This is a genomic window from Corallococcus sp. AB038B, from assembly GCF_003668955.1.
Classification (GTDB): Bacteria; Myxococcota; Myxococcia; order Myxococcales; family Myxococcaceae; genus Corallococcus; species Corallococcus exiguus.
The window spans coordinates 92,858-115,422 of sequence record NZ_RAWO01000005.1; the positions used below are offsets into that span (position 1 = coordinate 92,858).

Below are 22,565 nucleotides of genomic sequence, written 5' to 3' on the forward strand. Positions count from 1 at the left end.
ATCCGGCCGGTCCTTCACTCCCGGCCCGGGTGGCTGAATCCTCTCAGTCCCGAGTCGGGAGGGGACATGACGATTCAGTTCGGATTCATCGACCAGGGTGATGGCGCCAACCTGCGGACGCTTCCCGCGGAGATGAAGGGCTCCACCTGCCTGACGCCAGCGCCCCTGCCTCCGGGCACGCGGGTGAGCGTCATCCGGGACCATGCCCAGGCGCCTGGCTGGTCCTACGTCTCCACCGTGGTGGGGGGATACCTGCTGCAAGGCTATCTGCAGACCCTGCGCATCACGACGCAGTTGCCGGAGCCCGCGGCGACGCTCTATCAGGTCCGTCCAGGGGACCGCCTGGAGCCCATCGCCGCGCGTATCTACCGGCAGGCCATCCAGCCGGGGCGGGACCTGCGCTTCTACGAAAATGTCATTCAGCACGTGAACGTGAAGAGTGGCCGCAAGGGGGTCCAGCGCATCGACGGTGACGTCCGGCTGGTCGCGGGCGAGCGCATCTGGCTGGTGAGCATCGCCTTCGCCAACCAGCTCCAGGGAGTCGTGTCGAGCGGCTCCATCACCCACGAGGCGATGGCCCAGGCGCGCAAGGCCGCCCTGCACCTGGAGGACGTCATCACCTCCGTGAGGCAGGCGGACCAGTACTTCGGAGAGGTCACCGGCCAGTACGGCAAGGCCATCCTGGACAACTGGCTGGAGATCTCCGCGATGGTGGTGGGCTTCATCGCCGCGGAGGCGCTGTCCACCTTCCTGGCGGCGACGCCCACGGGCGTAGGACAGCTGGCGGCGGCGCTCATCCAGTTGGGCCTGGCGGCGTTCGGAGCCCATGGACTCATCGAGGCCGGAGGGGAGGCCCTGAAGCACGCGCAGCTGTGGCTTACCCAGGCCTGGGAGGCCAACGGCTCACCGGAGAAGCTCAAGGAAGCGAGCAAGTCCTTCCTCCGGATGCTGGTGAGTATCGCGATGGCCGCGCTGGCGCTGATGGGCGTGAAGACCAACGCGGGACGTGGGCTCAAGCTGATGACGTCCGTGAGAATCACCCCGCCCCGCATCTACATGATGGCGGCGGCGGGTCCCGGCGGTGCCTACGCAGGCGTCCCCGTGTTCCAGCCGGGCTCCATCACCGCCGCTCCGTCTGTCTCGCTGCCCTTCAATCCCTGGGGCTCCGGTGCGCCGTTACTGTCAAAGGCTGTCAGGGAAGAGGGGACGTCCAGGTCGGACCCCGAACCCACGCTGACCGAGCGCACGGTCAGCGACGCCGAGTTGGAGAAGCTGCTGGAGAAGCTTCCCAACTGGGACAAGCTCAAGGACTTCGTCGGACGCCGCATCCCGCAGGAGGGGACGCCAGAGTTCAACGCCTTCAAGCGGGAGCTCCAGGCCGCGGGCTACCGCCTGGAGAAGTTGAGCTCGGACTCCCAACCCTTCCGGCTGCGCCGTCCGGACGGAAAGGCCCTGGGCGACGAGTACGGGGCGCTCACGGTGACCGAGGACGGGCTGGTGGTGCTCAAGGTCGGTAAGGGTGCGCTCCGCCTGAGCGTCTTCACCCGGTACCGGAAGAACTACCTGGACTGGGTGGAGAAGACCCAGGGCCCGGCGGCGCGGGCGGCAGCGGAGGTCCGGATCTCCGCGGGTCATCCCATGCACCACCTCATTCCCGACGAGATCGCCCAGACCCACCCGTTGATCCGCACGGCCATGGAGCGGCTCAAGGGCTACACGATTGACCGGGGCTCGAACATCCTCGACATGCCCTCCGGGCTCAACGTGGAAGGCCAGTTCATCCACTCGGGCAGCCATCCCATCTACAGCAGATTCGTGCGTGCTCAGCTTGAGGCCGCCTGGAAGGATCTGTCCAAAAAGGGCTCCTCCAGTTGGACGCCCAAGGTCATCGAGGAGACCCTCCTCAAGGTCGAGAACGAATTGCGCCGGACCATCGAATCCGGAAGCCTGAAGGAGCCGGTCATCAAGGTGATCCAGGAGCAGCGCGACGGTAGGGTGCTCACGGGGAAGAAGCTGGCCTTGCTGGAGCTGTCCTCCCACGGGGAGTCACACACCACATGATGTATGCATTGGCGACGGATGCCTCCCACATCAAGGAGGGAGCGGATCTCTACGACGCGCATCTCATCGAATTCGACGGCTTCGAGTCCGTGACGTTCTTCGAACCTGGCATCGACTATCAGCGCCAGCAGGGAACGCCTGGGGTCATGGAGTACCATGGCGACCTGGAGCGGATTGCCGGGCTCGATCACCTGTTCACCGCGCCCATGGGGTGGTTGCTGCTCTCCCGGCGCATGGTGCGCGTACTCGAGTCAGTGGGCCCGTTTCGCCACCGCCTCATCTCCACGGTCATCTACACGGAACGCATCCGGCACCTCGTGTACAGCGGATACCCGCGGAGGCGGACCTGGCATTCGGTGACGGACCCGTCGCTGAAGAACGAGGACTTCGTCATCCTCCAGTTGCTGGATCAGACAGACTGCCTCGACCGGGAGCGCACCCTCGTGAAGGGCGTGCCCTTCCATCGGTGCGGAGAAGAATTCCTAGGCGAGGATGGTGCCGAGCCGCTCGTGCTCCGCCCGCCCCCCGGAGGCTTCCCGCCCGTGTTCTTCGTCCCCGAACTGCTCTACTACTGCTACACCGAGGAAGCGCGGCAGGCGTGTGAGCAGGCGGGGCTGAAGGGCCTGTGGTGGCGCCCCCAACCGTGAGCACGGGAGCGCCCACGGTGCGGCTCACGGACGCGGAGGTCCGCGAGGCCGTGGCCGCCGAGCAGGAGTAGTCCGCGTCAGGGCACGCGCACGTTCGCGGAGTAGGGCGGCAGGGGACCCAGGAAGCCGGGCAGGGCTTTCACTCGCTCCATTCACGCGGTGACGGACGGAGTGCCTTCAAGCAGCTCATGCCGGTGAGCGGTTACCGCGGCGGTAGGGTGCTCATGGGGAAGAAGCTGGCCTTGCTGGAGTTGTCCTCCCACGAGGAGTCACACACCACATGATGTATGCATTGACGGCTGACACCTCCCACATCAAGGAGGAAGGTGTCTATGACGCCAGGCTGATCGAATTCGACGGCTTCGAGAACGCGACGTTCTTCGAGCCCGGCATCGACTATCAGAGCCATCAGGGCGCGCCCGAGGTCATCGAGTTCGTCGGCAACCTGGAGAGCGCCGCCCGGCTTGACCACCTGTTCACCGCGCCCATGGGGTGGTTGCTGCTCTCCCGGCGCATGGTGCGCGTGCTCGATGCGGTGGGCCCGTTCCGCCACCGCCTCATCCCCACCGTCATCTATTCGGAACGCATCAGGCACCTCGTGCAAAGCGGGTACCCCCGGAGGCGAACCTGGCATTCAGTGACGGACCCGTCGCTGAAGAATGAGGACTTCGTCATCCTCCAGTTGCTGGATCGGGCCGATTGCCTCGACCGGGAGCGCACCCTCGTGAAGGGCGTGCCCTTCCACCAATGCGGCGAAGAGTTCCTGGGTCAGGAGGAAGCCGAGCCGCTCGTGCTCCGCCCTCCGCCAGGAGGTTTCCCTCCCGTGTTCTCCGTCCCCGAGTTGGTCTTTTACTGCTACACCGAGGAGGCACGGCAGGCGTGTGAGCAGGCGGGGTTGAAGGGCCTGTGGTGGCGCCCCCAACCGTGAGACCGTGACGGAGTTGCTGGCGAAGCGGCTCACGGACGCGGAGGTCCGCGAGGTTGTCGCCGCCGAGCACGAGTAGCCCGCGTCAGCGCACGTGCGCGTTCGCGAAGTAGGGCGGCACGGGGCCCAGGAAGCCAGGCTGGGCCTTCACTCGCTCCAGCCACGCGCGGACGGCAGGGTAGGGCGTCAGGTCCACGCCCGCCTCCGGCGCCAGGTGCGTGTACGCGAAGAGGCAGAGGTCCGCGACGGTGTAGCGCTCCTCCACCAGGAACGTGTGTTGGCCCAGGTGCCGCTCCATCGCGGCCAGCGCGCGCTCACCGCCCTGCACTCGGCTCCGGAGGACGTCGGACTCCGGCGGCTGCCGGCCCGTGAGCAGCCAGAAGCGCGCGGTGCCGAGGTTCGGCTCCACCGTGTTCTGTTCGAAGAACATCCACTGGTGCACCTGCGCGCGAGCGAAGCGGTCCTCGGGTAGCAAGCGCGTGCCCTCCGCCAGGAACAACAGGATGGCGTTGGACTCCGCGAGGAATCGCCCCGGCTCCGGCTCCAGCACGGGGATGCGGCCGTCCGGGTTCTTCGCGTGGAAGTCCGCCGTGTGGCTCTCCCCCGCGAAGATGTCCACCGGCACCAGCTCGTACGCGAGCCCCAGCTGCTTCAGCAGCGTGCGGACCTTGTAGCCATTCGCGGAAGGCAGATAGTCGTAGAGGCGCATCCGGTCTCCATCAAGAGGATGCGCGCGACGCTATCGGCCGCACTCACTCCGCGCACTCCGCTTCTTGCGATGGAATCACCGCGAGAAGCGGAGCAGGGGAGGATGCCTACTGCGCGGTGGCCTCGTTCCACACTTCCGTGACGCGGCCCACCTGGTCGAACGGCTGCGCGCAGTGCGCCGCGCCCGCGATGACCTTGTCGTTCACTGGGAACCCGAGCCCGCCGAAGTACGCCTCCGCCGCCTGGATGTCCTGGAGGAGGTAGTCCTGGTCGCCATACGTGAACCAGAACTTCGTGACGCCGCGCAGCGCCGCGTTCGACGCGTCCCAGTTCATGCTGCCCGACCACGGCTTCTCACCGCCGCAGCTCAGCGCGTAGATGCCCGGGTAGCGGTCGCCGTAGCGCGGCAGGAAGCTGGCCGTCAGCTGGATGGAGCCTCCCGACGAACCGCCGAAGAGGATGGGGCCGTCCTGGATGTCCCAGCCCTTGCGCAGCGCCTCGATGAGCGACACCAGCTCCGCCGCGTTCTTGCCCTCCAGGTCGCGCGCTTCGATGGGCGCTTCCGTGGAGCAGTCCGTGCGCTCCGGCACCGTCCACCACGCGCACTTGTTGGGCGCGAGCGCCGTCACGTAGAGCGTGTTGTGCCCGTACGTCCAACCGCCGTGCGTGAACAGCGAGCGAGGGCTGCCGCCATTGGTGCCGGTGTACGTGGCCGCGCCGTCACCGTGCAGGTAGATGGCCAGCCGCATGGGCTCGGGCGCGATGCCCTGCTTCGGCTCGATGTACTTCACCTCCGTCGCGCCCACCTGCGCCACGCAGTACGTCAGCGTGCCCGCGTCCGTGCTCACCGTGCCCGTCTTGCTGCACGCGAGCTTCCCGGAGCCGTGCGAGCTGCCCGGGCCCGCATCCGTGCCGGCATCCACGTCCGTGCCCGCATCCGTCCCCGCGTCCACGTCCGTCCCGGCGTCGGTGCCCGCGTCCGTGTTCGTGCCGGCATCCGTGCCCGCGTCGGCGGTGGGGTTCGTGCCGGAGTCGGGAATGACTTCATCGGGGTCGTCGGAACACGCGGACAGACCCAGGGCGAGGACGGCGGCGAGGACGAAGCGGGACATGGTGACTCGAGGGAGGGGGAGGCGACGCCTCTGTTCACAGCCAGTATACCGGGTATAGATTTCCAGCCGGGAAAGGAAATTCTTTCATGACTGGACGCGTGAACCTGATGGCGCCGGAAGTCCGGGCGAATCCCTACCCCGTTTACGCGGAGCTGCGCCGCACCGCGCCGGTGTGTCAGGTGGAACCCGCTGGGCTGTGGGCCATCACCCGCTTCGAGGACGTGGCCGCGGCCTTCAAGAACCCGCAGGTGTTCTCCTCCGCTGGGGTGCGCACGACCACCGCGCCGCCGTGGCTGGGTCACAACCCCTTCTCCGAGTCGATGATCGTCATGGACCCGCCGCACCACATGCGGCTGCGCACGCTGGTGAGCCGCGCGTGGACGCCCGCGGCGGTGAACCGGCTGGAGCCGCGCATCCGGAGCTTCGCGCAGATACTCGCGGAGCGGCTGTCCCCCGAGCGTGAGGTGGACCTCGTGGACGCCTTCGCCATGCCGCTGCCCGCGAGCGTGATTGGCGAGCTCTTCGCCTTGGACCCCACGATGACGGCCCGCTACAAGCGCTGGTCGGTGGACCTGTCCAGCGTGTCCGGCACGACGGAGAAGGACACCCACCGGCACGACTCCATCAAGGCCACCGTGCGCGAGATGGAGGACTACCTGTCCGACGTCGTCGCCGAGCGCCGCCGCCACCCGCAGGACGACATGGTGTCGGACCTGGTGAAGACGCGCGTGGAAGGCGAAGCGCTCAGCGACGCGGAGTTGATGAGCTTCCTGTTCCTGTTGGTGGTGGCGGGGCTGGAGACCACCGTGCAGCTTGTCAGCCACTGCGTGCGCATGTTGATGGAGCAGCCGCACCTGGTGACCCGGCTGCGCGAGAACCCGTCGCAGGTGGGGCGCTTCGTGGAGGAGGTGCTGCGCTACGAGCCCTCCGTGCACGGCCTGGTGCGCGTCACCACGAAGGAGACGCAAGTCGCGGGCGTGGTGATTCCGGAGGGCGCGCGCGTGGCGCTGATGATCGGCTCCGCGTGCCGCGACGGCGAGCGCTTCAAGGACCCGGACACCTTCGATATGGACCGCGAGGGCGTGAACAACATGCCCTTCGGCCACGGCATCCACTTCTGCCTGGGCGCGCCGCTGGCACGGCTGGAGGCTCGCGTGGGGCTGGAGGTGCTGCTGTCCCGCTTCACGCGCTTCACGCCCACGGGCCCGGTGAAGTGGAACACCTCCCTCACCGTGCGCGGCCCGCTGAGCCTGCCCCTCATCCCGCACGCCTGAAGCGCGCGGGTTACGCCTCGATGTCGAACGCGAGCGACACCCGCTCGCCCGGGTCCACGTGCAACAGGCCCTCGCCGGTGGCCAGCGCCCCGGCGGCGGCCGTCCACGGCTCCACGCAGACGAAGTCCTTCCCCGTGAGCGTCCACACGACGAGCATGCGGAACTCCCCGCTCCACGACAGCTTCACGGGGGACAGGCCTGGCCCGCGCTCCAGCACCGTGCCCGGCGCGGAGTGGTCGCGCAGGTGCATGTCCACCTCCTGCGCGGTGAGGTCCAGACCGGTGAAGGGCACCTCGTGCTTCGCGCGGTTGTCCCACGCGTGCGTGGCGTCCGTCTCCACGCGCGCCTGCGCCTTGTTGCCCTGAGGCACGCGGAAGTACGGGTGGTAACCCAGGTGCAGCGGCAAGGGCCGCGTGTCTCGGTTCTCCACGTCGAAGTCCACCGTGAGCCTGCGGCCCGCCAGCGAGAACGCCAGCTGCGCGTCGAAGGCCCACGGGTACTGGCGCAGCGTCTCCTCCGACGACGTCAGCCCCAGCACCAGCAGCGAATCCTCCGCCTGGCGCACCGTCCACGGCAGCTTCCGGGCGAAGCCGTGCTGCGGCAGTGAGTACGCCTTGCGGTCCGCCGGATACGTGTCCCCGGGCAGGGGACCGGCGTTGGGAAAGAGCACGGGGATGCCCCCGCGCACGCTCTTCGTGAGGTCGGCGACGGTGCTCTCGTCCAGATAGAGCACGTCCTCGCCGTCCACCACCATGCGCGTGACCAGCGCGCCGCGCGTGGGGATGATCTCCACGCGGCAGCCGCCGTCCTCCAGCGCATACGTCTCCAGCCCCGCGATGCCCGGGAACGGTCCGCTCATGGAACTAGATGGCCCCTTCCTTCGGGTCGCTGTCCATGAAGGGGTAGGGGACCTTCACGGGCGGCGCGAAGTTCTCCTTGATGGTGCGCGGGCTGGACCAACGGAACAGGTTGATCATCGACCCGGACTTGTCGTTGGTGCCGGACGCGCGGCTGCCGCCGAACGGCTGCTGGCCCACCACCGCGCCCGTGGGCTTGTCGTTGATGTAGAAGTTGCCCGCCGCGTTGCGCAGGGCGCTCATCATGTGCTCGATGGCCTTGCGGTCGCGCGCGAAGATGGCGCCCGTCAGCGCGTAGCTCGCGGACTGGTCGCACTCCTTCAGCGTCTCCTCCAGCTTCGCGTCCGGGTAGACGTACAGGCCGACCAGCGGCGCGAAGATCTCCTCCGTCATGATGCGGTGGCGCGGGCTGTTGCACTGCACCAGCGTGGGCTGCACGAACCAGCCCTCGCTCTTGTCCGTGCCGCCGCCCGCGACGATGGTCGCGTCACCGCCGGACTTCGCCAGCTCGATGTACGAGGACACCTTCTTGAACGAGCGCTCGTCGATGACGGCGCCCATGAAGTTCCGGAAGTCCGCCACGTCGCCCATCTTGATTTCGCTGATGAGCGCCTGGAGGCGGGGCTTCAGCTTGGGCCACAGGGACTCCGGCACGTAGACGCGGCTGGCCGCGCTGCACTTCTGGCCCTGGTACTCGTAGCCGCCGCGCACGATGGCGACCGCGAGCGCCTCCAGGTCGTCCGCCGCGGACGGGTGCGCGAAGATGAAGTCCTTGCCGCCCGTCTCACCCACCAGCCGCGGGTACTGCTTGTAGCGGCCGATGTTCTCTCCCACCGTCTTCCACAGGTTGTTGAACGTGGGCGTGGAGCCGGTGAAGTGGATGCCGCCCAGGTGGGGGCTCGCCAGCACCGGGTTGCCCACCGTGGGGCCGTCGCCGGGCAGCATGTTGATGACGCCGTCGGGCAGGCCCGCCTCGCGCATCAGCTCCAGGCTGTACCAGGCGCTCAGGGCCTGCGTGGAGGACGGCTTCCACAGCACCACGTTGCCCATCAGCGCGGGCGACAGACAGAGGTTCAGCGCGATGGAGGTGAAGTTGAACGGCGCGATGGCGAAGACGAACCCGTCCAGCGGCCGGTAGTCCGTCATGTTCCACATCTGCGGCGAGTTCTCCGGCTGGATGGCCAGGATCTGCTGCGCGAAGTGGACGTTGTAGCGAAGGAAGTCGATGAGCTCGCACGACGCGTCGATCTCCGCCTGGTGCGCCGTCTTCGACTGGCCCGCCATGGAGGACGCGTTGAGCAGCGGGCGGTAGCGCGTGGCGAGCAGCTCCGCGGCGCGCAGGAAGATGGCCGCGCGAGCGTGGAAGGGCATCCGCGCCCAGTCCTCCTTCACGCTCATGGCGTTCTGGATGGCCTGCTCCACGTGGCCCGCGTCGGCCTCGTGCAGGGTGGCCAGCACGTGCTGGTGCCGGTGCGGCATGCGCACGGTGTCCGTCTTGCCGGACTTCACGTGCTTGCCACCGATGACGACGGGGATCTCGATGCGCTCCCCGCTCATGCTCTTGAGGGTGGATTGGAGCTCCGCGCGCTCCGGAGTGCCGGGAGCGTAGGAGAGGACGGGCTCGTTCTTGGGAGCCGGGACGCGGGGAGTGGCGTTGAGCACGCGATGACCTCGGGACGAGAGGATGAAAAGTTCGGGCAAGGTATAGCCCTCCCCGTGTCCCAGGTCAGTGACAGAAGCGTGCGGCGTCCTCGCCGAGACAGAGGCGAAGCCAGCGGCCGTCCGGTTCAGCCCTCGCCAGCGGCCTTGGCGGTGGCGCCCCTCGCGCGTTGCAGCACGGCGTGCAGCTGCGCGATGAGGTAGGGCGGCTTCACCGGCTTGACCAGGTACGCGTCAGGCTGGGGCTGCCCGGGCTCCAGGTCCGTACGCGGCGGGTAGCCGCTGACGAACATCACCGGCAGGTGCGCCAGGGAGGGCTCCGCGCGCACGCGGCGGCACAGCTCGTAGCCGTCGATGCCCTCCATGTTCACGTCCGACAGGAGCACGTCTGGCGGTTGCGCCAGCGCGTGCGCGAGCCCCGTCTCTCCATCCGCGGCCACCGTGCAGTCGAACTCACCTGACAAGAGCAGCCTCAGCGTCTCTCGCATGGTCCAGGAGTTCTCCACGATGAGGACCTTGGGCTTCACGGTGCATCGACTCCTGGGGAGGCAACGACGAACGGCAAGGGGGAACGGCGCGCACAGCATCCCCCCGCCGTGCGCACCGGGCAAGAGGTCCCCCTTCACCCGTGAGAATTCCCGAAAGCCTCCACCTCACGGGTTTGCCGCCAACGCCGCTAACCCTCGGGCGGCGGATTCACGAGCCCCCGCCGGGAAACCTCGGAGTCCGGCTCCTCGTCGCCCCGCGCCTCACTGTCGGGCACCTCTTGGTCCTGCCATTCAGCGCCGCGCTCCACCTCCGCTTCCCAGCGCGTCTCCTCCAGCGGGCCCGGGTTCTCGTCCTCGCGGGCCGCGGCCTGGGAGCGCTCGCGGGCCAGCTCGGCGGCGCCGCGGTCCAGCGCGTCCTCCAGCTGTCCCCGGTTGCGCGGTTGGAAGTTCTTGGAGCCCTTGTCCGAAGCCATGGTGTCGCCTCCGACGGGAAGGTGGGACGCACCGGGACGACGGGGCAATGACGGCGCGTGTGCACGCCGCCTGCCTGGCCGTCCAGGTGCGGGAAGGGCGATGTGCGCCGTCCCGCCGCGTCAGCGCGGTGCGGAAGTCGGCCGTCGGGCCAGCGGCTGCGTGTCCTCTCGCGACAGGCGTTGGACCTCTGGCGCCACGTCCCCGGTGGGCGCGGCGATGCTGCACCGCGCGCCGCCATGCACCAGGCCCACCACGCGCAGTTGTTCGTCCACCAGCGGCGCGCCGGAGTCCCCCGGCACGCCGTGCATCGTGGTGAAGAGCGCGTTGGGCACGTCCGGCAGCGACGGGCAGCGGCCCCAGCGCTCCACCATCACCCGCTGCGGTTCGCCGGGCCGGTCGTGGCGTCCGGTGAAGACGAGCATCGCGCCGGGGATGGGCAGCCCCTCGGCCACTTCCAGCGGAGCCACCGGCGCCTTCGCCTCCAGCTCCAGCACCGCCATGTCCCGGCCGCGATCCACGAACACGTAGCGGCCATTCAGCTGCCGGCCGTCCTCGAAGTTCGTCCGCTCCTCGCCCGCGTCCGGTGCGACGCAGTGGGCCGCGGTGAGGACATGGCGGCCCTGGCCCACCACCACGCCCGCGCAGTGCCCGTCGCCCAGCGTCACCGTCGCGGCTTCAGCCTTCTCCAACCCTTGCGCTTCGCCCGGGCCGGACTGTCCGCAGGCCACCCAGGCGGTCACGGCCGCGAGCGCCACCGTGGCGCCGCCCCACTTCCATGTACGCATGCCGCTTCCCCCTCCTCCCCCAGGCGACGGGCCCAGGGGGTCGAAGGAACGGTGTGCATGCGTACGGGTGTGTCGTGGGAGCGGGTGTGGAAGTGGCTCCCCAGCAGGCGTCCGGGCTCGATTCCGTGCCTTCTTCCAGCAAGGCGGTGAAACAGAGAATGGCAGCAGAGAATGCACCTGCTCGGATGTCCCGGAGGCGGTGTCACTGAAACGTGCTATTCCTCGCTACGTCTGGATTCTGGAATCCAGATCCTGGCCTCGAAACGGCCAGCCCTTTGGCTCGTGAGCGACGACGAGAAGACAACGGTATTGGATGAACGCACCCGCCCTCCGAGCACCTGGGGGGACCGGGCGCGTACGCCCATCACGTTGCCGGGCTCGGGCATCGGAGAGCGGCGCTCGCTGATTCCGGGCGTCATCGTCACCGGGCGCTACCGCGTGGAGTCGCTGCTGGGCGAAGGCGGCATGGGCCGCATCTGGCTGGCGGACGACATGCAGGAGCGCCGGCGCGTGGCGCTCAAGGAGATGCACGTCCCCGCGGAGCTGTCCGCGGCGAAGGTGGAGGAGCTGGTGCTGCTGTTCCGGCACGAGTTCTTCGCCATGAAGAAGCTCCAGCACCCGTCCACGCTCAAGGTCTTCGACTGGGGCATGACGGATGCCGGCAACCGCTTCATCACCATGGAGGTGGTGGGCGGCAAGGACCTGAGCACGCTGGTGCGGGACGCGCCGCTGGACACGCGCACGCTGTATCGCGTGTTGATCCAGATGGCGCAGGTGCTGGCGTTCATCCACTCGCGCCTGTACGTGCACTGCGACATCAAGGCCAGCAACGTGCGCATCACCGAGTCCGGCGCGGTGAAGCTGATGGACTTCGGCGTGATGCACCAGCTGGGCACGCCCAGCCCCGGCAAGCTGAAGGGCACGCTGGAGTACCTGGCGCCGGAGTGGCAGCGCGGCGCGAGCATCGACGGGCGCGCGGACCTGTACTCGCTGGGCGTGATGGCCTGGTACCTGGCCACCCGCAAGCTGCCCTTCAAGCGCAATAGCCCCGCGGTGCTGCTCGCGGATCACCTGACGCGTCCGCCGCCGCGCCCCTCCACGCTCTGCCCGGTGGATCCGCAGCTGGAGGAGATCATCCTCCTCTTGATGGCGAAGGACCCGCGCGAGCGCTTCCAGGACGCGGGCGAGTTGCTGGAGGCGCTCTGCCACGCCAGCGGCGAGCCCGTCCCCGAGGAGCCGCTGTCCGCGCGCGCCAGCTACCTGCACGTGCCGGAGGTGGTGGGGCGCGAGGCGGAGCTGGAAGGGCTGATGAACGGCCTGGCGGAGGCGGACTGGGGCCAGTCGCGCGCGATGCTGGTGGGCGGCCCCGCGGGCGTGGGCAAGACGCGGCTGCTCCAGGAGTTCGAGCTCCAGGCGAAGCTGGCGGAGCTGCCCTTCGGCCGGGGCCAGTGCCGCGCGGAAGGCTTGTCCCCGCTGGCGCCGGTGGCGCAGGCCCTGCGCTGCCTGGTGCCGCAGACGCCCTCGGACTTGATGGAGCGGGTGAAGGCCCCGCTCGCGCGCCTCTTGTCGCCGGAGGTGCTGGAGGGCGACCAGGACGAACAGCTGCCGCGCGACGGCTCCGCGGAGAAGGCCGCCTTCTTCGAGGCGCTGACGGAGTGGACCCACACGCTCGGCGGGCGGCAGTCCTTCGTGCTGTGCTTCGAGGACCTGCAGTGGGCGGACAGCGCGTCGCTGGAGGCGCTCAACGTCCTCATCCGCGCGCTGCACGGCACGCGCGGCGTGGTGGTGGGCACGTTCCGCTCGCAGGAGCTGTCGCGCCTGAGCCTCGCGTTCCAGACGGTGGACGAGAAGCTCACGTCCCGCATGGACCTGGAGCCCCTGTCCGCCGAGCACGTGGCGAAGTTGGTGGGGCTGGTGCTGCCGGGATTGGACGTGCCGGAGGGCTTCGTGCAGCGGCTGCACGAGACGACCGGTGGCAACGCCTTCTTCGCCACGGAATGCCTGCGCATGCTGGTGGAGGCGGGCGCGCTCAAGCGCGTGGGCGGACGCTGGGAGGCGGAAGAGGGGCTGGGCACTCGGAGTCTTCCCGCGAGCATCCAGGAGGCGGTGTTGGTGCGCCTGGCCAACGCGCCGCCGGAGCAGGTGTCGCTGTTGCGCAAGCTGGCGCCCGCGGGCCGGATGCTGGACCTGCCGCTGTTGCGCGCGCTGTCCGGCCTGCCGGAGGCGGAGCTGTTCGCCGTGCTGGACGGCATCGTGGAGCGGCAGTTCCTCCAGGACGTGGAGGGCCGCTACGTCTTCACGCACGACACCGTGCACCAGGCCGTCTACGACAGCACGCCGGAGACGGAGCGCCGGACGTACCACGGCCAGGTGGCGCGGGTGCTCCAGGCGCTGCCCGCGGGGCGCTCGGGAGTGGTGCGCGCGGTGGGCTGGCACTTCGCGCGCTCGGACGCGCCCGCGGAGGCCATCCAGCCGCTGCTGGAGGCAGGCCAGGCCGCCATCGAGGCGGAGGCGCTGCTGGAGGCCACGCTGCTCTTGAAGGAAGCGGCGGGGCTCCTGGAGTCCGCGCCGGACTACCCGGGCCGCTCGGAGCAGTTGCTGCGCACGTGGGTGTCGCTGGTGGAGGTGGGCTACTCCAGCGACCCGCCGACGTCGGTGGCGTACGCGGAGCGGCTCTTCGCGCACTGGGCGGCCACGGTGGACGTGGAGGCCGGACGGCGCGAGGCGCTCTCCCGGCTGGAGTCCGCGCGCGTGGCCACTCCCGCGGAGCGCGAGGAGTTGCTCATCCCGCTCTTCCGCGAGGTGTCGGCGGACGGGCGGATGACGCCGGTGGACGTCTTCTGGAAGCGCTCCGAGCTTCAAATCCTCCAGGGCATGGCGCTGGCCATCCTGGGGCGCACGGAGGAGTTGGAGGCGCTCATCGCGCGCGTGGCCGCCGAGCACCCGGAGGACTCGCCGTACCGGGCGGGGCTGTCCGTGGCGCGCTCGACGCTGTGCGCGTACACCGGCCACTGGGCGGGCGGGGTGGCCGAGCAGCGCAAGCAGGTGCAGCGGTTGCGCGAGTTCCGCCACGCGGTGGGACGTCCGCCCCGTCGGCTGGCGTGGGCGCTGGGCATGGGCGGCTACCTGCTCAACGTGAACCTGGCCCTGCGCGGCGAGCCGCTGGACGAAGAGCTGCACAAGGACGGGCTGCACCTGGCGGAAGCGCAGGGCTTCACCGACGTGCGCGCCTACCACCTCTTCGCGCAGGTGGCGCGCGCGGCCTTCACCGGCGACGGCGCCGCGTTCGCGTCAGCGCTCGCGCAGAAGACGGAGCTCGTCCGGCGGCTGGGCAGTCCGCGCTTGATGGAGCGCAACCTGGCCCTCTTCACGCCGCCGTACTACCTGGAGCGCGGCGAGCACGAACTCGTGGCCGCGGTGGTGTCGCGCGGCGAAGCGCTCTCGCGCGTGCTGCCCGGGGACCGCTGGTTGCGCGCGCACGTGCAGGTGTACCAGGCGTGCCGCGACGTGCTCTTCGAGGATGCGGCCGCCGCGCGTGAGTCGCTGCCCCGCGCCCTGGAGGCTGCTCAGAAGGGCGGCCTGCGCATGGAGACGCTGGTGCGTGTGTACCAGTCGCGCTTCGAGAGGGAGCAGGGCCGGCTGCCCGCCGCGCTCGCCGCCGCCGAGGCCGCGCTGGAGCGCGCGCTGGACCCGCGCTTCGCCAACCCCTGGGACGAAATCCTGGCCCGCCGCGCCCTGGCGCCGCTGGTGTCCCAGGAGGAGGGGGACGCGCACCTGCGCCACGCGCGCCTGTTGGCGGAGTCCACCGGCAACGTGCTCCAGATGGGCCTCGTGTACATGCAGCACGCGGAGCGGCACGGCACGCCGGAAGAGGCGATGCGGGAGCTGGAGATCGCCGAGCGCGCCTTCACCACTGCCCGGGCCACGCACCTGCAGCAGCTGGCCCAGTCGCTGCGCGGTCCGCTGTCGCGCCAGCACGAGGACGTGAAGCAGAGCGCCTGACGGCCGGGTCGTGCTTAGGATGGGCGCATGGCCTCCTCCCCCCTGCGCTTCTGCCTGGACTACCTGTCCCCGTACGCCTACCTCGCCTGGCTCCGCATGCCCGCCATCGCGGAGCGTCACGGCCGGGTGCTGGAGCCGGTGCCGGTGCTGCTCGCGGGGTTGCTCAACGCCGTGGGCTCCGTGGGGCCCGCGGAGATTCCCGCCAAGCGCGTCTACGTCTTCAAGCAGACGTTCCGCATCGCGCATGAGCAGGGCGCGCCCTTCACCCTGCCGCCCTCGCACCCGTTCAACCCGCTCTTGTCCCTGCGCGTGACGGCGGCGGTGGACGACGTGGCGGAGCGCACGCGGCTCACCACCGCGCTCTACTCGGCCGCGTGGGGGCAGGGCCGGGGCATCGAGACGCCGGAGCAGGTGGGCGCGGTGCTGACGGACGCGGGCTTCGACGCGCGGGCGCTGCTCGAGCGGGCCCAGCTGCCGGAGGTGAAGGACCGCCTGCGCAAGAACACAGAGGCGGCGCTCGCCCAGGGCGCCTTCGGCGTGCCGTCCGTGCTGGTGGACGACGAGATGTTCTGGGGCGTGGACTCGCTGGGCCACCTGGAGCGCTTCCTGGAGGGCCGCGACCCGCTCACCCCCGCGGACCTGGCGAAGTGGCAGCACCTGCCCGCCACCGCGGACCGGCGCCAGGGCGGAAAGCCGCGCCCGTGAACGTGCTCGGGCAGCTGGGAGTGGCCGTCGCCGGGCTGGTGCTGGCCGGCGTGCTCCTGTTCCTCAACTTCTGGCGCGCGCTGCTCTACCTCTTCCCCCACTCCGTCCGGGTGGAGCCGGAGGCCCCCGCGGACCAGATGGACCTGCCGGATTCCTTGAGCCCCCTGGCGGGACAGCTCCAGGCGCTGGGCTTCACGCCGGTGGGCAGCCACGAGGAGAAGCCGCTCCTCCAGAAGGCCACCCGCTCCTACGACTGGGCGCACCCGGGCGAGCGCGTCTTCGCCACCCTCCACGAGGGGGGAGACCTGCTGCCCCGGCTCTACCTGCTCACCCCCCTGGCCTCCGGGGGCTTCGTGGTGACGGCCAGCTACCGCCGCCCCGCGCTGGACGTGCCCGGCTACCGCTCCGGGTCGCTGGAGGACGCCGCACCGGAGCGCCTGTTGCGCGCGCATGTGCGACGGCTGGAGGGGCTGGAAGCGGCGGGCCCGGAGGGCTTCACCTGGGAGGGGCGGGTCCAGGCGGCCAGGGCCTGGTACCAGGGCCTGGGGCGCAAGGAAATCCGCCGCCAGAACCTCCAGGGCCTGTTGTGGACGGCCATCGCGCTTGCCATCGTCGCCAGCGCCTTCCTGGGACGGCGCGCGGGCTGACGGCCCCCTGGACGCTATTCCGCGTCACGTCGTGCGTGCACCGCGCGCCCCGGAAGAGTAGGGAGACGAGCACCATGAAGAGCGTGTCCAAGAACGAGGAAATCTACTTCCTGTCCGGCAAGCGCACCCCGTTCGGTACCTACGGCGGCAGCCTCAAGGACCTGAGCGCCACCGACCTGGCCGTGGAGTCCGCGAAGGCGGCCCTGGCCCAGGCGGGCGTCTCTCCGGAGCTCATCGAGCATGTCGTCTACGGCAACGTCGTCCAGACGAGCTCGGACGCCATCTACCTGCCGCGCCACGTGGGCCTGCGCACGGGCGTGCCGGTTCCGGTGCCCGCGCTGGGCGTCAACCGGCTGTGCGGCTCCGGCTTCCAGGCCTTCGTCACGGCCGCGGAGATGATGCTGACGGGCGGCGCGGAGGCCGTCCTCGCGGGCGGCACGGAGTCCATGAGCCAGGCGCCCCACGTCATCCGCGGCGCGCGCTGGGGCATCCCCCTGGGCAAGGGCGGCCTGGAGGACATGCTCTGGACGGCCCTGACGGACAGCTACACCGGCCAGCCCATGGCGCTCACCGCCGAGCAGCTGGCGGTGGACTACGGCCTCACCCAGGACGACGTGGACCAGTACGCCGTCCTCACCCAGAAGCGCTTCGCCGCGGCGCAGGAGGCGGGCCGGCTGGCGGATGAAATCGCGCCGGTGACGCTCAAGGGCAAGAAGGGCGACACGGTGGTTTCCAAGGACGAGCACAACCGTCCGGAGACCACGGTGGAGGGGCTGCGCAAGCTGCCCAAGGTGTTCAAGAAGGACGGCGTGGTGCACGCGGGCGCGGCCAGCGGCATCTGCGACGGCGCGGGCTCCATGGTGATGGCCACGCGCGGGTTCGTGGAGAAGCACGGCCTCAAGCCCGTGGCGCGGCTCGTCAACTGGGGCGTGTCCGGCTGCGACCCGAAAATCATGGGCATTGGCCCGGCGCCGGCCATCCGCAACCTGCTCAAGCGCGCGGACGCGAAGCTGTCGGACGTGGACCTCTTCGAGGTCAACGAGGCCTTCGCGCCCCAGTACCTGGCGGTGGAGAAGGAGCTGGGCCTGCCACGCGACGCCACCAACGTCAACGGCGGCGCCATCGCCGTGGGCCACCCGCTGGGCGCCTCCGGGGCCCGCATCACCATGACGCTGGCGTACGAGCTGAAGCGCCGGGGCGCCCGCTATGGTATCGGGTCCGCCTGCATTGGTGGCGGCCAGGGCATCGCGGTGCTGGTCGAGGCGCTCTAGGAGCGCACCGTGGCGTTGGGGTACGGGGCAGACGACATCCGGACGGGACGTGGTGAGATGAGCAACGAGGTGGACGCGAAGACGGCCCGCGAGCGGGCCAAGGCCATCGCCGAGCAGCGCCGTGCCGAGCGCCGCAACCGCAAGCGCCGCTGCGTGGTGTGCGGTGTGGAGGAGAGCGACAAGACGCCCCTGACGGCCCACCCGGAAGGCATCGGTCCCGCCTGCAAGGATGAAGTCACCTGCCAGGCCCGGCGCGCCGCCGCCGGTCGCTGAACAAGCCGGGGCCCCGCGCCCTCGCCCCCCGCCGCACTGTCGGCGGGTGGACGATGGGCGGGCCCCACTCCCCGGCGGGCTCCCCAAGGGGTGGGAGGCGGCTCCCAGGCCGGATTGTCGGGCCCGTTTCTTGATGGCGCCCCCGACTCGGGGTAAACATTTGTAATCTCTGGTGACACGAGGGTGGAATGGCCGTTATCAGCTTCACGGGAGTCAAGGTGTTCTCCACCACGCTCGCGCGCGATCGCGAGAACATGGGTGAGAACATCACCAAGTGGCTGAAGGAGAACTCCGCCGTGGAGATCGTGGACAAGATCGTCACGCAGTCCTCGGACAAGGAGTTTCACTGTCTGACCATCACGCTCTTCTACCGCCACAAGGTCTAGCGGCCCGGCAGGTACAGCGAAGGCGTGGGATGCGAGGGCGCTTCTCCCTGGTGACACCAGGGTGGGGCGCCCTTCATCGTTTCTGGATTTGGGGTTGCGGACCGGGCGGGGTTCCACCACCTTTGGGCCTCTATGCGACCCATGCGGGGCTTCAATCGAGGCGGCGGCGGTTTCGGCGACATGTTCCCGAGCCTGGATTCGATGGCCGCCAAGCTTGCCATCGCGTTCGTGGGCATCTCCGCCCTGTTCCTGGCGACCTCACGCGGGCAGGGCGGGCTGCTGCTGCTCAACCCGGCGGACGTGATTCTGCGCTTCCGGGTCTGGGAGCTGGTCACCTACGCCTTCGTGGCCACGGGCCCGCTGGGCATCCTCTTCGGCGGCCTCATCATCTGGTCCATCGGTGGCTTCCTGGAGTCCACCTGGGGCGGCAAGCGGCTCTTGCTGGTCGCGGTGGGCATCCCGTTCGTCGCGGGCCTCATCACCACGGCGCTGGCCCTGGTGATGCCCATGAGCGTCTACGCGGGCGGCTCCGTGATGACGGCGGTGATGTGGGTGGCGTACGGGCTCGTCATCGGCAAGGGGCAGGCGAACTTCTGGGGCATCCCGCTGACGGGCAACTGGTTCGCGGCCATTGGCGCGGGCTTCACGGTGCTGAACATGCTGACCGCGGGATCCTGGCGCGCGGTGGCGCCGGAGATTTTCGGCCTGGTGCTGGTGTTCGTGTACGTGCGCGGCGCGAGCCCCAAGCGGCTGATGCTCCAGTTGCAGCACTGGCGCCTGCAGCGGCAGCTGCGTGACCGCTCCAAGCACCTGCGCGTGGTGGACCGCAACCGCCCGTCGGACCGCGACCAGTTCCTCAACTGAAGGACTGAAGGACCAGGGGCCGCGCGCTCAGTGCGCGGCCTCCGGGTGGCCGTACTGCTTGAGCTTCCGGTAGAGCGTGGCCACGCCGATGTCCAACTGCTCCGCGGTGCGTGAGCGGTTGCCGCCGTTCTGCGCCAGCACCGCGAGGATGTATTCCTTCTCCATGTCCTCCAGCCGGCGCGGGTTGCTGGTGGGGACCAGGCTGGGCGGCGCGGCTCGCACCTCTTCCGGCAAGTCGTCGCGCTCCATGCGCGGGCCTTCGCTCAGCGCCACCGCGCGCTCGACGGCGTTGCCCAGCTCGCGAACGTTGCCCGGCCAGGTGTAGCGCAGCAGTTGATCCGCCGCGTCCGGGGCCAGGCCATTCACGCGGCGACCCAGCCTCTCGCCGGTCTCCGCCAGCAGCAGCCGCGCCAGGGGGAGGATGTCCTCGCGGCGTTCGCGCAGGGGCGGGATGCGCAGCTCGATGACGCGCAGGCGGTAGAAGAGGTCCTGTCGGAAGCGGCCCAGGCGGACCTCATCGACCAGCTCGCGATTGGTGGCCGCCACCACGCGCACGTCCACCTTGCGGCTGGTGTTCTCTCCCACGCGGCGCACCTCGCGCTCCTGGAGGGCGCGCAGGAGTTTGGCCTGCATGGCGGGAGGCACCTCGCCCACTTCGTCCAGGAAGAGGGTGCCGCCGTGCGCCGCTTCGAAGAGGCCGGGCCGGTCGTGCGTGGCTCCGGTGAAGGCGCCCTTCGCGTGGCCGAACAGCTCGCTCTCCAGGAGGCTCTCCGTCACCGCGGCGCAGTTCACGGCGATGAAGGCCTTGTGCGAGCGGCCGGACTCGTCGTGGATGAGCCGGGCGATGCGCTCCTTGCCCACGCCGCTCTCGCCCGTGACGAGCACCGTGGTGTCCACCTTGGCTGAGCGCCGCGCCAGGTTGAGCACACGCTGCATGGCCTCCGAGCGCGCCACCATGCCCGTGGGGTCCTCCGTCACGCCGGACACGCGCGCCAGCGACTGACGCTTCGCGCGCAGCTTGCGCTCCGCCTGCCGCAGCGCCTCCGTCACCTGTCCGAGCACGCCCTCCATGCACTGCGTTTCATAGAAGCGCAGGAACTCCGTGCACTCGGTGCTCCACTCCGCCTCCGGGCGGCCCACGATGTGGCAGAACGCGTCGCCCTTGCCCACGCACTTGAGCTCCGCGCAGTAGATGGGCTTGTTGTTGCAGTAGCTCAGGTAGCCGGACGCGAAGCCGGTGAGGCTCCAGCACACGGGCTCCTCCGCCTGGCCCAGGTGGAGCAGGTGCTGCTCGGCCTCATAGGAGTCGCTCCACTGCGCTTCCGCGAAGGGCTCCGGTCCGTCCTTCTCCGTGCGCTCGATGCGCTCCACGCGCACCTGGCCCATCAGCGTGTGCAGCCGGCCACCCGAGCGGCGCCACTCCGCTTCATCCGTCCACGGCACCGCGGTCTTCATCGCCTCCGCCGTGCGCCAGCCGTGCGCGTAGCCCAGCCGCGTGAAGATGCCGCGCGCGGCCGTCATCCCCAGCATCCCGATGAGCTCCTTGCGCAGGAGGCCCAGCGCCACCGGGTCCATCAACAGCGCCCGCTGCCCGGCGAAGCGGATGACTCCGCCCTTCGGCTCGAGCGCCAGGAGCTCCTTCAAGTCCAAACCTTCCAGACCCGCCACGACGTCTCTCCCAGGTGTTTCAGTCTGAGGTGCTTCTCTATCAATCTGAGAGTCGTTTCACAGCGCTGGAATGAGATGTCGAGCAATTATCAGTGGTTGCCATGTCGGCTGCGTTGGTCCTGGGGTTGCAGTACAAGCCGCCACGATGCCAACCGGGGTGGACAGACGCGAGGTGCTGCAGGGCGTGGCGGCCGCCGGGGTGGCGGGAGTGATGGGGCCTGGGCCCTCGGTCGTCCGGCAGGTGGCGCCGGCGCTGTTCGTCTCGCATGGCTCGCCCATGACGGCGTTGGACGCGGACGAATATCCCCAGGCGCTCAAGCGCTTTGGTGATGGCGTGGGCGCGGTGAAGGCGCTGGTGGTGGTGTCCGCGCACTGGGAGACGGATGCGCGCGTGCACGTCACGGCGATGGCCGCTCCGCCGCTCGTCTACGACTTCTACGGCTTCCCTGAAGAGATGTACCGGCTGCGGTACGCGCCGCCCGGCGCTCCTTCGCTGGCCGAGGACGTGGTGGCGCGACTGTCCTCTGCGGGTGTGCCCGCGGTAGCGGATGGCGAGCGCGGCCTTGATCACGGCGTCTGGGTGCCTCTGCGGCATGCGTTCCCGGAGGGGCGCGTGCCCGTGTTGCAGGTGGCGCTGCCGGCGGACGCGACGCCCGCGCAGGTGGCGCGCATGGGCGAGGCGCTGCGTCCTTTGCGCTCGGAGGGCGTGCTGCTCATGGGCAGCGGCGGGGTGGTGCACAACCTGCGCCGGGTGAATTTCAGATCCAAGCTGGCGTCCGTTGAACCATGGGCCGCCGAGTTCGACGCGTGGGTCGCCGGAAAACTTGCCGCGCGTGACTTCCTTGGGCTTCAGTCATGGATGGATGCACCGAATGCGCGGGTTGCGCATCCATCTGCCGAGCATTGGTTGCCCATTTATTTCGTCCTCGGAGCTGCCCTCCCCGAGGACCGCATCACCCCGGTGTTCGAGGGCTTCCATCACGGAACCTTGTCCATGCGCAGCTTCGCGCTGCGCGCCTGAACCTCGCAGTCCGCAACCTCAAGGAGTCCACACCATGAAGATGTCGCTCAAGTCCGCCATCACGCTGCTCGCCGTCGCCGCCCCCTCGTTTGCGTTCGCGTCCGCGTGGGAGATCGACTCGTCGCACTCCGGCGCGCAGTTCGCCGTGAAGCACATGATGGTGTCCAACGTGCGTGGCACGTTCAGCAACGTGAAGGGCAACGTCAACCTGGATGACAAGGACATCACCAAGTCCACCATCGAGGCGACCATCGACGCGACCACCATCAACACCAACGAGCCCAAGCGCGACGAGCACCTGAAGAGCCCTGACTTCTTCGACACGGCGAAGTTCCCCACCATCACCTTCAAGTCCACGAAGGTGGCGAAGGCCGGCAAGGACAAGCTGAACGTCACGGGCGACCTGACGATGCACGGCGTGACCAAGCCGGTGACGCTGGCCGTGGAAGGCCCGACGGCGGAGACGAAGGACGCCTGGGGCAACGTGCGCCGCGGCGCCGTGGCGACCACGAAGATCAAGCGCAGCGACTTCGGCCTGACCTGGAACAAGGCGCTGGAGGCCGGCGGCGTGGCGGTGGGTGACGAGGTGACCATCACCCTGGACCTGGAGACCACGAAGAAGCCGGACGCGGCGGCTCCGGCGGCCACGGACAAGAAGTAGTCTTCGTCCCAGTCTTGAAATGAAGAGAGGGGCCTCGGGTGACCGGGGCCCCTCTTTTTTGTGCACGGTGGGGGCGG

21 protein-coding genes are annotated in these 22,565 nt (G+C 69.4%); 13 read left to right on the forward strand and 8 right to left on the reverse strand.

The genetic code is table 11. From position 1 onward, the window contains the following. The first annotated feature begins 66 nt into the window (after positions 1-66). From D7Y04_RS45170 to D7Y04_RS45180, 3 genes are all read left to right on the forward strand, one after another. A complete protein-coding gene (locus D7Y04_RS45170; protein ID WP_199749713.1) occupies positions 67-2,061 on the forward strand; it encodes an AHH domain-containing protein in 1,995 nt (664 codons plus the stop codon). Beyond that, the gene (locus D7Y04_RS45175; RefSeq protein ID WP_171811913.1) at positions 2,058-2,708 is read left to right on the forward strand and encodes a hypothetical protein; all 651 of its coding nucleotides are present in this window, start codon (positions 2,058-2,060) and stop codon (positions 2,706-2,708) included. Before D7Y04_RS45170 ends, D7Y04_RS45175 begins: the two co-directional genes overlap by 4 nt. A gap of 280 nt (positions 2,709-2,988) precedes the next feature. After that, complete coding sequence (locus tag D7Y04_RS45180) at positions 2,989-3,636, forward strand: hypothetical protein (protein WP_172817660.1); 648 nt, start codon at positions 2,989-2,991, stop codon at positions 3,634-3,636. Between the two features lie 82 nt (positions 3,637-3,718). Here D7Y04_RS45180 and D7Y04_RS21905 read toward each other — a convergent pair whose 3' ends face one another. Then, positions 3,719-4,342, reverse strand: a complete 624-nt coding sequence (locus D7Y04_RS21905) for a glutathione S-transferase family protein (RefSeq protein WP_121760593.1) — start codon at positions 4,340-4,342, stop codon at positions 3,719-3,721. A gap of 106 nt (positions 4,343-4,448) precedes the next feature. After that, positions 4,449-5,453: a hypothetical protein gene (locus D7Y04_RS21910; protein ID WP_121760594.1), complete on the reverse strand. Its 1,005-nt coding sequence runs from the start codon at positions 5,451-5,453 to the stop codon at positions 4,449-4,451. Positions 5,454-5,539: 86 nt separating this feature from the next. Here D7Y04_RS21910 and D7Y04_RS21915 point away from each other — a divergent pair, with 86 nt between their 5' ends. Continuing rightward, positions 5,540-6,727, forward strand: coding sequence for a cytochrome P450 (locus D7Y04_RS21915; protein WP_121760595.1), 1,188 nt, complete (start codon positions 5,540-5,542; stop codon positions 6,725-6,727). 10 nt (positions 6,728-6,737) lie between these two features. On the opposite strand, the gene D7Y04_RS21920 is transcribed toward D7Y04_RS21915, so the two are convergent. The 5 genes from D7Y04_RS21920 to D7Y04_RS21940 form a co-directional block, all read right to left on the reverse strand. Further along, positions 6,738-7,586 carry an aldose epimerase gene (locus D7Y04_RS21920; RefSeq protein ID WP_120596020.1) on the reverse strand — a complete coding sequence of 283 codons (849 nt, stop codon included), beginning with the start codon at positions 7,584-7,586 and terminating at the stop codon, positions 6,738-6,740. A 4-nt stretch (positions 7,587-7,590) separates the two neighbouring features. Then, complete coding sequence (gene pruA / locus D7Y04_RS21925; RefSeq protein ID WP_121760596.1) at positions 7,591-9,246, reverse strand: L-glutamate gamma-semialdehyde dehydrogenase; 1,656 nt, start codon at positions 9,244-9,246, stop codon at positions 7,591-7,593. 125 nt (positions 9,247-9,371) lie between these two features. Beyond that, positions 9,372-9,770, reverse strand: a complete 399-nt coding sequence (locus D7Y04_RS21930; RefSeq protein WP_120596018.1) for a response regulator transcription factor — start codon at positions 9,768-9,770, stop codon at positions 9,372-9,374. A 149-nt stretch (positions 9,771-9,919) separates the two neighbouring features. Further along, positions 9,920-10,204 carry a hypothetical protein gene (locus D7Y04_RS21935; protein WP_121760597.1) on the reverse strand — a complete coding sequence of 95 codons (285 nt, stop codon included), beginning with the start codon at positions 10,202-10,204 and terminating at the stop codon, positions 9,920-9,922. Between the two features lie 120 nt (positions 10,205-10,324). Continuing rightward, on the reverse strand, positions 10,325-10,990 hold the full coding sequence (locus D7Y04_RS21940; protein ID WP_121760598.1) for a serine protease: 666 nt from the start codon (positions 10,988-10,990) through the stop codon (positions 10,325-10,327). Positions 10,991-11,392: 402 nt separating this feature from the next. On the opposite strand from D7Y04_RS21940, the gene D7Y04_RS21945 reads away from it, so the two are divergent. The 7 genes from D7Y04_RS21945 to D7Y04_RS21975 all read left to right on the forward strand — a co-directional run bounded on the left by D7Y04_RS21945 (position 11,393) and on the right by D7Y04_RS21975 (position 19,138). After that, on the forward strand, positions 11,393-14,992 hold the full coding sequence (locus D7Y04_RS21945) for a serine/threonine-protein kinase (RefSeq protein WP_121760774.1): 3,600 nt from the start codon (positions 11,393-11,395) through the stop codon (positions 14,990-14,992). A 27-nt stretch (positions 14,993-15,019) separates the two neighbouring features. Further along, positions 15,020-15,697, forward strand: coding sequence for a 2-hydroxychromene-2-carboxylate isomerase (locus D7Y04_RS21950; protein WP_121760599.1), 678 nt, complete (start codon positions 15,020-15,022; stop codon positions 15,695-15,697). Further along, the gene (locus D7Y04_RS21955; protein ID WP_120596014.1) at positions 15,694-16,344 is read left to right on the forward strand and encodes a hypothetical protein; all 651 of its coding nucleotides are present in this window, start codon (positions 15,694-15,696) and stop codon (positions 16,342-16,344) included. The genes D7Y04_RS21950 and D7Y04_RS21955 overlap by 4 nt, the downstream gene beginning before the upstream one ends. A gap of 74 nt (positions 16,345-16,418) precedes the next feature. Beyond that, complete coding sequence (locus D7Y04_RS21960) at positions 16,419-17,615, forward strand: acetyl-CoA C-acetyltransferase (protein WP_121760600.1); 1,197 nt, start codon at positions 16,419-16,421, stop codon at positions 17,613-17,615. Positions 17,616-17,672: 57 nt separating this feature from the next. Beyond that, positions 17,673-17,888 (forward strand): hypothetical protein, encoded by a 216-nt coding sequence (locus D7Y04_RS21965; protein ID WP_014399195.1) that lies wholly within the window; start codon positions 17,673-17,675, stop codon positions 17,886-17,888. A 188-nt stretch (positions 17,889-18,076) separates the two neighbouring features. After that, positions 18,077-18,274, forward strand: coding sequence for a hypothetical protein (locus D7Y04_RS21970; protein WP_120581322.1), 198 nt, complete (start codon positions 18,077-18,079; stop codon positions 18,272-18,274). A 201-nt stretch (positions 18,275-18,475) separates the two neighbouring features. Beyond that, positions 18,476-19,138, forward strand: a complete 663-nt coding sequence (locus tag D7Y04_RS21975) for a rhomboid family intramembrane serine protease (protein ID WP_306465646.1) — start codon at positions 18,476-18,478, stop codon at positions 19,136-19,138. Positions 19,139-19,165: 27 nt separating this feature from the next. On the opposite strand, the gene D7Y04_RS21980 is transcribed toward D7Y04_RS21975, so the two are convergent. Beyond that, a complete protein-coding gene (locus D7Y04_RS21980) occupies positions 19,166-20,806 on the reverse strand; it encodes a sigma-54-dependent Fis family transcriptional regulator (RefSeq protein ID WP_120596011.1) in 1,641 nt (546 codons plus the stop codon). A 145-nt stretch (positions 20,807-20,951) separates the two neighbouring features. Between D7Y04_RS21980 and D7Y04_RS21985 the strand changes: the two genes are divergently transcribed. Next, complete coding sequence (locus D7Y04_RS21985) at positions 20,952-21,827, forward strand: class III extradiol ring-cleavage dioxygenase (RefSeq protein WP_121760601.1); 876 nt, start codon at positions 20,952-20,954, stop codon at positions 21,825-21,827. Between the two features lie 34 nt (positions 21,828-21,861). Further along, positions 21,862-22,488, forward strand: coding sequence for a YceI family protein (locus D7Y04_RS21990; RefSeq protein WP_120596009.1), 627 nt, complete (start codon positions 21,862-21,864; stop codon positions 22,486-22,488). Positions 22,489-22,565 lie beyond the last annotated feature (77 nt).

Excerpts from the sequence above, each read along its gene's own strand:
- D7Y04_RS45170 (WP_199749713.1), top strand. The coding sequence starts at position 67 with ATGACGATTCAGTTCGGATTCATCGACCAGGGTGATGGCGCCAACCTG.
- D7Y04_RS45175 (WP_171811913.1), top strand. The coding sequence starts at position 2,058 with ATGATGTATGCATTGGCGACGGATGCCTCCCACATCAAGGAGGGAGCG.
- D7Y04_RS45180 (WP_172817660.1), top strand. The coding sequence starts at position 2,989 with ATGATGTATGCATTGACGGCTGACACCTCCCACATCAAGGAGGAAGGT.
- D7Y04_RS21905 (WP_121760593.1), bottom strand. The coding sequence starts at position 4,342 with ATGCGCCTCTACGACTATCTGCCTTCCGCGAATGGCTACAAGGTCCGC.
- D7Y04_RS21910 (WP_121760594.1), bottom strand. The coding sequence starts at position 5,453 with ATGTCCCGCTTCGTCCTCGCCGCCGTCCTCGCCCTGGGTCTGTCCGCG.
- D7Y04_RS21915 (WP_121760595.1), top strand. The coding sequence starts at position 5,540 with ATGACTGGACGCGTGAACCTGATGGCGCCGGAAGTCCGGGCGAATCCC.
- D7Y04_RS21920 (WP_120596020.1), bottom strand. The coding sequence starts at position 7,586 with ATGAGCGGACCGTTCCCGGGCATCGCGGGGCTGGAGACGTATGCGCTG.
- D7Y04_RS21935 (WP_121760597.1), bottom strand. The coding sequence starts at position 10,204 with ATGGCTTCGGACAAGGGCTCCAAGAACTTCCAACCGCGCAACCGGGGA.
- D7Y04_RS21940 (WP_121760598.1), bottom strand. The coding sequence starts at position 10,990 with ATGCGTACATGGAAGTGGGGCGGCGCCACGGTGGCGCTCGCGGCCGTG.
- D7Y04_RS21950 (WP_121760599.1), top strand. The coding sequence starts at position 15,020 with ATGGCCTCCTCCCCCCTGCGCTTCTGCCTGGACTACCTGTCCCCGTAC.
- D7Y04_RS21960 (WP_121760600.1), top strand. The coding sequence starts at position 16,419 with ATGAAGAGCGTGTCCAAGAACGAGGAAATCTACTTCCTGTCCGGCAAG.
- D7Y04_RS21965 (WP_014399195.1), top strand. The coding sequence starts at position 17,673 with ATGAGCAACGAGGTGGACGCGAAGACGGCCCGCGAGCGGGCCAAGGCC.
- D7Y04_RS21970 (WP_120581322.1), top strand. The coding sequence starts at position 18,077 with ATGGCCGTTATCAGCTTCACGGGAGTCAAGGTGTTCTCCACCACGCTC.
- D7Y04_RS21975 (WP_306465646.1), top strand. The coding sequence starts at position 18,476 with ATGGCCGCCAAGCTTGCCATCGCGTTCGTGGGCATCTCCGCCCTGTTC.
- D7Y04_RS21985 (WP_121760601.1), top strand. The coding sequence starts at position 20,952 with ATGCCAACCGGGGTGGACAGACGCGAGGTGCTGCAGGGCGTGGCGGCC.
- D7Y04_RS21990 (WP_120596009.1), top strand. The coding sequence starts at position 21,862 with ATGAAGATGTCGCTCAAGTCCGCCATCACGCTGCTCGCCGTCGCCGCC.